The sequence below is a fragment of the Petralouisia muris genome (assembly GCF_004793545.1).
GTDB classification, from domain to species: domain Bacteria; phylum Bacillota; class Clostridia; order Lachnospirales; family Lachnospiraceae; genus Petralouisia; species Petralouisia muris.
In genome coordinates this window covers 1-7,044 of sequence record NZ_SRYA01000130.1, presented here as the reverse complement: position 1 = coordinate 7,044, position 7,044 = coordinate 1, and the positions used below count along the sequence as shown (strand labels likewise).

Genomic DNA, 7,044 nt, shown 5'->3' with positions numbered 1-7,044 from the left:
ATTTCCTGTTCTCCCGTCCGTTGTTGTATGCCATTCTTTTTTCCTCCAATCTGAAATTTTTGAAAATGCTAAAAACCAGATTGGATAGGAGGCGAACGGCAGCCAACAGCAGAAACAGCCCTGCGGCACATTCCGATAAAAAACGACAAAAGAAAAACCGCAAAGGCTCGGTGACCTCTACGGTTATAGGAGATACATATTCTGTTAAGTGGAGATTATACTTCTGGTTGCATGGCAAGAAGTAGCGTTGCATGGGCAGGGATTTTTTTAACTGGCTTCCTGCTATTCCCCGATATGCTATGTACGGATAAATTCTGTGTTGCATGAGCAGATAGATTACCGCCCGAAAAAAGAACATAAAAAACCCTCCAAACTTCAAAAACAGGTCTGGAGAGTGTCTGTTAAGTTTTTTAGGGCATAGCAATACCGCCCACCACACGCCGTTTTTTTATATGGTGAACATCCATGCTATGAATGAAATGCAGGCAATAAGCAATAGCTATCCATCTTCTTTTTATCCTCAACACAAATTTGTTTTTTTGCAGATAGCTGTTGCTTAAATTGCCACATTAATTTTTTATCCATTGATTCAAGTTTGGTAAAATTCTTTATCCTAGATTATTCACGGCATAGCCGTGAAAATGGCTGAAAGCCGCATAGTTACCGTGTTTTAACTGAATATTGCTTTTCACTTATCAAGTGAATGAAAAAAGAGCATCCAAATGTGGTAAAATTAAGGTGTTCAAGACTTAATAAAAACCAACAAAGGAGCCCTTTATGAGTATTGTAAACACCTTATCATTACAAAGCAATAGCCAGATTAAAATAAATTTTGATGGAGGAGATTTGTCCTCCGATGCAGGCTTACTTCTCATCAAAGAATTCGTAAGCAAACTTGATATTGATAAGCTTTTAGGCAAAGCTTTCAAGACTAATGATCCTGCATTATTCAGATATCATACGGATCAGAAAAACCTGCTCCAGATGATATATATGATCATTGCCGGTTATTTCGAAGATGATGCTTCCGATGAACTGACAAACGATCCTGTATTCAAGTCTGTACTTGAAAAAGATGCCCTTGCATCACAGCCTACGGTATCAAGATTCTTTAACCGCATGGATGAAAATACCTTAAACCAGTTCCTTGCGATTGGAAGAATACTTCGTAAGAAAGTTTACAGTATACAGTTGCCACAAGCTGTAATTCTGGATCTTGATTCCACGCTCCTTGATGCATACGGCAAACAGGAAGGCAGAGCCTTTAACTTTCATTATCAAAGTAATGGTTATCATCCACTTGTCTGTTATGATGGAATGGCCGGGGATCTGATAAAAATCCAGCTTCGTGATGGAACACAGTATTCCTGTACCGGAGTGGCTGACTTCCTGCAGCCGATACTTGATGAATACCTGAATGATTATCCGACAATCCGTATTCTGCTTCGTGGTGACAGCGGTTTTGCCACGCCTGACCTTTATAAGCAGTGCGAGGAAAATGGCACAAGCTATGTAATCCGGCTGAAAGAAAATGGCATTCTCCGTGAAAAAGCATCCCATCTTGTGGATGAGCTTGATGAGGCCACCATGAATAATAAAGTTGATTATGCGGCAGTTTATGGTGAATTCATGTACAAAGCGGGTTCATGGCCTTATAAAAGGCGCGTGGTATGCAAGGTTGAAAAACCGGAGAACCAAATGGTTTACATGTACACATTTATTGTCACAAACATGGATTCCCCACCGGAGTATCTCATCAGATTTTACTGCAAGAGAGGGCAGATGGAAAACTTCATCAAAGAAAGCAAATCCGGTTTTGATTTCGCGTCCGTAAGCAGCCATACCAGAATGGTAAATGCCAACAGACTTCAGGTACACGCTCTTGCGTATAATATATTTAATTGGTTTAGACGATTGGCGTTATCAGCAAACATGCGAAAGCAACGCATTGATACCGTCCGTTTAAAACTGCTGAAGATTGCTGCAAAAGCAGTTCGTTCAGCAAGATATATCACATTCAAGCTGTGTAGCGGCTGCCTTTATAAGAATGAATTCTATGAGACACTTTCAAATATCAGCAGGCTGAATGTACAGCTGGAATAGCAGATATTAACGAACCTTGACAGCTTAATAACTGCTCTGAACTCTGCTATAGGGATTTTATACCCTTTTAACAGGTTAATTGAGTGATGTTATGGCTGTATGGATCAATTTTTAGATTTATGGCGCAGTTATCAGTTCAAATACTATTCCGTGAATAATGCAGGTTTATGTATATTTTTATTGTTTTTCTTTTTTGCTGACATGATAAAAATAAATTGCGCGGATTAATAGCCCTCCAAACCAGCCGATTGGAGCGGCTATCCAAATTCCATTATAACCAAGCTTTGTGCCAGACAAAATAATAGCGACAGGCACTTGAAGACAGCACAGGGAACATATGGAAGCAATCATCGGCACAAATGATTTTCCATACCCCAAAAGCAATCCGTTTAATACCTGCATGGCTGCAAAGATAATATAAAAAGCAGGCACAATCTTCAGATAGCTGTTGCCAATATCTAAAACAGACGTATCCCTATTGAATATTGATATAAATACAGACGGAAACAATACAATGACAACAGAAATACACGCTGATACTGCAATCCCCATAACCAATGCGTATTTCCCGCCTTTCAATACCCTGTCTTTCCTTTTTGCCCCTAAATTCTGGGCAGTAAAATTAGTCATAGCCTGCCCTAAGTTCAAGGCGGGCATTTCTGCAAAAGCATCTACCTTAGATGCGGCAGTATATGCCGCCATGCAATCCGTGCCAAACCCATTAATCAGAAACTGCAATGACATAAATCCCACACTCACAAATACTTGCTGTATCATGGCGGGCGTACCTATCTTCAAGCTCTTTTTTAATTCTGCCTTGTCAAACTGTAAATGCAATACATTAATAAACAAGCTGCGATAATGTATTTTCATATATACCATACAAACGATAAATGACAAAAGCTGCGATAACACAGTCGCAAATGCCGCCCCTGCCACACCCATTCCGAATGCCTTAATGAACAATATATCAAGCACAATATTCAGAAGCGCTGCCACTATCAGAATATATGTAGGTGTTTTTGAATCCCCCATCCCGCGAAGAATATTTGTAAGCGCGTTATATGCAAACGTGGGGATAACGCCGATAAACATAATTTTAAGATATATGTCAGCCGCTTCAAGCAAAGCGGACGGCACTCGGAAGACAAGCAGAATCTGATAGGAAAAACATATGCCCAAAGCAGCAATTATCAAACTGAGGCAAAAGCAGAAAGCAAATCCCGTATCCATAACTTTTTTCGCAGATTCCATGTCCTTACTGCCAAAATAACGTGAAACCAATATGCTTGCCCCCATTGAAATGCCCATAGAAAGGGCAATCAGCAGATAGTGTATCTGAAAACTGAACCCTACCGCCGCCAGACATTCTTTCCCCAAAAAATTACCTACAATAACCGTATCCGCAAGATTATATAGTTGCTGGAATAGATTGCCGACCAAAATTGGCAGTGAAAATAAAAATATTGTCTTTAACTCATGTTCTCTCGTTAAATCCTTCATTTCGTAACCTCTTTCCTACTAAAATAAAATTTATTCCTTTTTGTTGCATGGTATTGTTTGCACACAATACATACAATATAGATTATATTCTTGACTTTGTATGTTTTCAATGCTAATATTGTATGTAAGACAATTTTGAGCAGGGAGGGAAAAAGCTTGCCAGTTAATTCTTTTGAAAATTACCCAATGCCATGGATACCCGATAAAGAAAAATTAAAATCACCAATTTATATATCTATTGCGGAACTTTTGGAACAGGATATCCAAAGCGGCAAACTGGCTGGAAATACAAAACTGCCGCCCCAAAGGGAATTAGCAGACTTTCTTGATTTGAACCTAAGCACAATAACCCGTGCATTCAAGATTTGTGAAAATAAGGGGCTAATCTATGCCAATATAGGGCAAGGCACATTTGTATCCCCAAATGCCGCCATCCCTTTTTTACATAAGGCAAATAACGGGTGCGTAGAACTGGGCATAATCAGACCTTTTTACCAGTATAATAAGATTGTCGCTGATATTGCGCAAAAAACCATACAACGCAATACTTCCCAGTATCTTTTTGAATTTGACAGCATATCGGAATCTTACAAGCACAAACAGACCGCCATAAAATGGCTGAAATCTTTCCATATAGAAACAGAGCCTGAAAACATCATGCTGACGGCAGGAACTCAAAATGCCCTGACGATTGTATTTTTGGCTCTTTTCCACTCTGGAGATAAAATCCTAACTGATTCTTACACTTATTCCAATTTTATCGGCTTAGCCAGACAGTTAAATGTCCAGTTGATATCAGTAGCCGCAGATGAGGATGGAATGATACCCGACCTAGTGGAAAAGCAGTGCAGGATAATGGATATAAAAGGAATCTTCCTAATGCCGTCCTGCAATAATCCGACAGGAACTGTCATGTCAATGGAACGAAAAAGGAAAATTGCCAGCCTCATACAGCAATACCATCTGATTTTAATGGAAGATGACGCTTATGGATTTATTGCAAATGATACAGGAGAACCGATTCAGACATTGATACCAGATAATACCATTTACCTGCACAGCCTGTCAAAATCACTTTCAGCAGGCTTAAGATGCGCATATATGGTTATCCCTGATTGCTTAAGACAAACCTTTCTTGAAACGGCTAATAATGTAAATTTGAAAATACCGCTGCTTAACGCAGAAATTATAAGCGAATTAATTGCAAGCGGCAATGCAGGCAGAATCATAGGGCAGAAAAAAAGACAGGCAAAAGAACGGAACAGGATATATAAAAAATACTTTCCAGACAGCATCTGCCCGAATGAATACAGCTTCTTCCAATGGCTGCCCCTGCCTGCCCATTATAACGGTTATCAGTTGGAAATGCAGGCAACAGACAATGGCATTCATATCTTCTGTTCTGACCGTTTTACCGTTGGCAAAGCTGAATCCACAGCTATAAGAATTGCAACCTGTTCCCCTGATTCCTTACAACAATTGGAAACAGGACTGAAAACCCTAAAACATTTGCTGGATAAGAATCAGCAATATATTTCACAAGCTAATTTCATAATATAGTTACTCCATTTGAAAGGCGGCAAAGAATTATATTCCCTGCCGCCAATTCTGATTATATAAAAATAATTTCTCCGTTCACAATTTCCCTCGCACAAGCCCTTATATTATTTATTTTGCCTGTCCACTCTATGGCATTTTCTTCCTTTAGCCGTTCCGTTATGTCCTGTGCCTGTTTCATGCTCTCTATAAGCCTTTCAAAGCGTTCCTGCGCCTGCCTGTCAATGACGGCTAGATAGGAGTTCAGTCTGCCACTTGTGAGAAGATTGGTGTATGTAACCTTGTGTTACTGTTTCAGATAATCCTGATGCCGCTGTCCCCATGTGCCTATCGGCTGTTCTTCTTCGTTGGGTAATATTAAATCTGGAATAAGATACCCATTTTCTTCGTGATATGTGCCGCCTAACTGTTCAAATATTGACTTCATATGCAAAAACTCCTTTTCTGTATGGTTTGGTTTCTGCGGGGCATCTGCAAGCAATGTGTCAGCAGGCTGTATGTATATACTATCTTTAAGTTAAGTAATCCCCGCTTTACTTTAAGGATAATCCTTCGGGGAACTGCCGCAAATGGCACATTCCCCATAGTTTCTATTTTTCAATCAATCTTCCCGACAAAACGGTAATAAATCTCAATATCCCATACTTTCTTACCGTTCTCGTCCTTCCTCCACTGATGGACTGCGATTTTCTCAATCAGTTCATTCAAAAGTGGGGCGGTAAGCTCGTCAATGGCACTGTATTTCTGGATTAGGTCTACCCACCTTTTTGCATCGTCCGTTTCCTCTTTGACATCCTCAAGCCTTGCGGATACGGTCTTCATTGTTTCATCAAGCTGTTGCTGCTCCGTGCGGTATTTGACGGACAGCATGGAATAGTTTTCTTCGTCAAGAAGCCCTTTTACCCTGTCCTCGTACATCTTCGCAAAGAGGTTGTTTAATTCCTGTCTGCGTTTCTGCGCCCTTTTCAGCTCTTTTTCGTCACGGGCATTCTCTGTCCTCCGCTGTTTCTTGCTACTCTGCAGCAGCCGTTCCAGAATGGCGTCCTCATTCTCCTTTACCGCCATCAGCCAGTATTGTAACCGTCCGAGGACAAAAGCATAGAGCAGATTGTAGGTGATGAAATGCAGGGAACACGCTTCTTTCCCATGTGCGGAATACTGCGTGCAGCGGTAATACCTCGACTTGTTCTTTGTGTTTGCCGCCGACAAGCTCCATCCGCACTCGCCGCATTTGAGCAGCCCTGCGAATATCTGCGGCTCATCGCCCTCTCGGCTGCGTTTGCGGGAATTGATATGCCCCTGCACTAAATCCCATGTTTCACGGTCAACTAATGGCTCATGGGTGTTTTCAATCCGCATCCAGTCCTCTTTCGGTCGTTTAACGTTCTTCTTTGACTTGTAGGAGAGTTTCTGTATCTGGTAATGTACGGTGTTGCCCAGATAGATTTCATTCTGAAGGATTTTGCTCACGGTAACGATATTCCAGAGGTATTTCTTCCCCTCTGGCTGACCTTCAAAAATGTTCGCCTTGTAGCCGTTTTTCTGCGACGCCCACCATGCTGGTATCGGGACTTTCTCAGCGGCAAGGGTGCGGCAGATTTTATTCGCCCTGTATCCGTGCGCCGCAAGTGCAAAAATCTTCTCCACAATCCACTTGGTTTCCTCGTCAACGACAAGCCTGTTCTTCTCGGCAGGGTTGATTTTATAGCCGATTGGCACGACAGGGGCGATGTATTCCCCGTTCTTAAACTTGGCTTTCATCGCATTTTTTACCTTGCGACTCGTTTCCTTTGCCTGCCATTCGTTGACGATATTCTTGAATGGGACGATGTCGTTGTCCTCCCTTATCGTGTCAACGCCGTCATGGATTGCGATGTACCT

Annotated in this window: 5 protein-coding genes and 1 pseudogene; 2 read left to right on the top strand and 4 right to left on the bottom strand. The window is 41.3% G+C overall.

Annotation, left to right across the window (positions count from 1 at the left end):
• On the bottom strand, nucleotides 1–358 hold a 358-nt coding region (locus E5329_RS31285), incomplete at its 3' end, for a hypothetical protein (protein ID WP_275443814.1).
• Nucleotides 359–777: 419 nt separating this feature from the next.
• On the opposite strand from E5329_RS31285, the gene E5329_RS27445 reads away from it, so the two are divergent.
• Nucleotides 778–2,103, top strand: a complete 1,326-nt coding sequence (locus E5329_RS27445) for an IS1380 family transposase (protein WP_135992341.1) — start codon at nucleotides 778–780, stop codon at nucleotides 2,101–2,103.
• Nucleotides 2,104–2,280: 177 nt separating this feature from the next.
• On the opposite strand, the gene E5329_RS27440 is transcribed toward E5329_RS27445, so the two are convergent.
• A complete protein-coding gene (locus E5329_RS27440; RefSeq protein WP_120391730.1) occupies nucleotides 2,281–3,606 on the bottom strand; it encodes an MATE family efflux transporter in 1,326 nt (441 codons plus the stop codon).
• A 156-nt stretch (nucleotides 3,607–3,762) separates the two neighbouring features.
• On the opposite strand from E5329_RS27440, the gene E5329_RS27435 reads away from it, so the two are divergent.
• A complete protein-coding gene (locus E5329_RS27435) occupies nucleotides 3,763–5,166 on the top strand; it encodes an aminotransferase-like domain-containing protein (protein ID WP_016213430.1) in 1,404 nt (467 codons plus the stop codon).
• Nucleotides 5,167–5,218: 52 nt separating this feature from the next.
• Here E5329_RS27435 and E5329_RS27430 read toward each other — a convergent pair.
• Both E5329_RS27430 and E5329_RS27425 read right to left on the bottom strand, forming a co-directional pair.
• Nucleotides 5,219–5,590: pseudogene (locus tag E5329_RS27430) on the bottom strand (TnpV protein).
• A 170-nt stretch (nucleotides 5,591–5,760) separates the two neighbouring features.
• The coding region (locus tag E5329_RS27425; protein WP_135992340.1) for a recombinase family protein at nucleotides 5,761–7,044 on the bottom strand (1,284 nt) is incomplete at its 5' end.

Bases quoted from the DNA above. Each gene is read 5' to 3' on its own strand.
- E5329_RS27445 (WP_135992341.1), top strand. From the start codon at position 778: ATGAGTATTGTAAACACCTTATCATTACAAAGCAATAGCCAGATTAAA.
- E5329_RS27440 (WP_120391730.1), bottom strand. From the start codon at position 3,606: ATGAAGGATTTAACGAGAGAACATGAGTTAAAGACAATATTTTTATTT.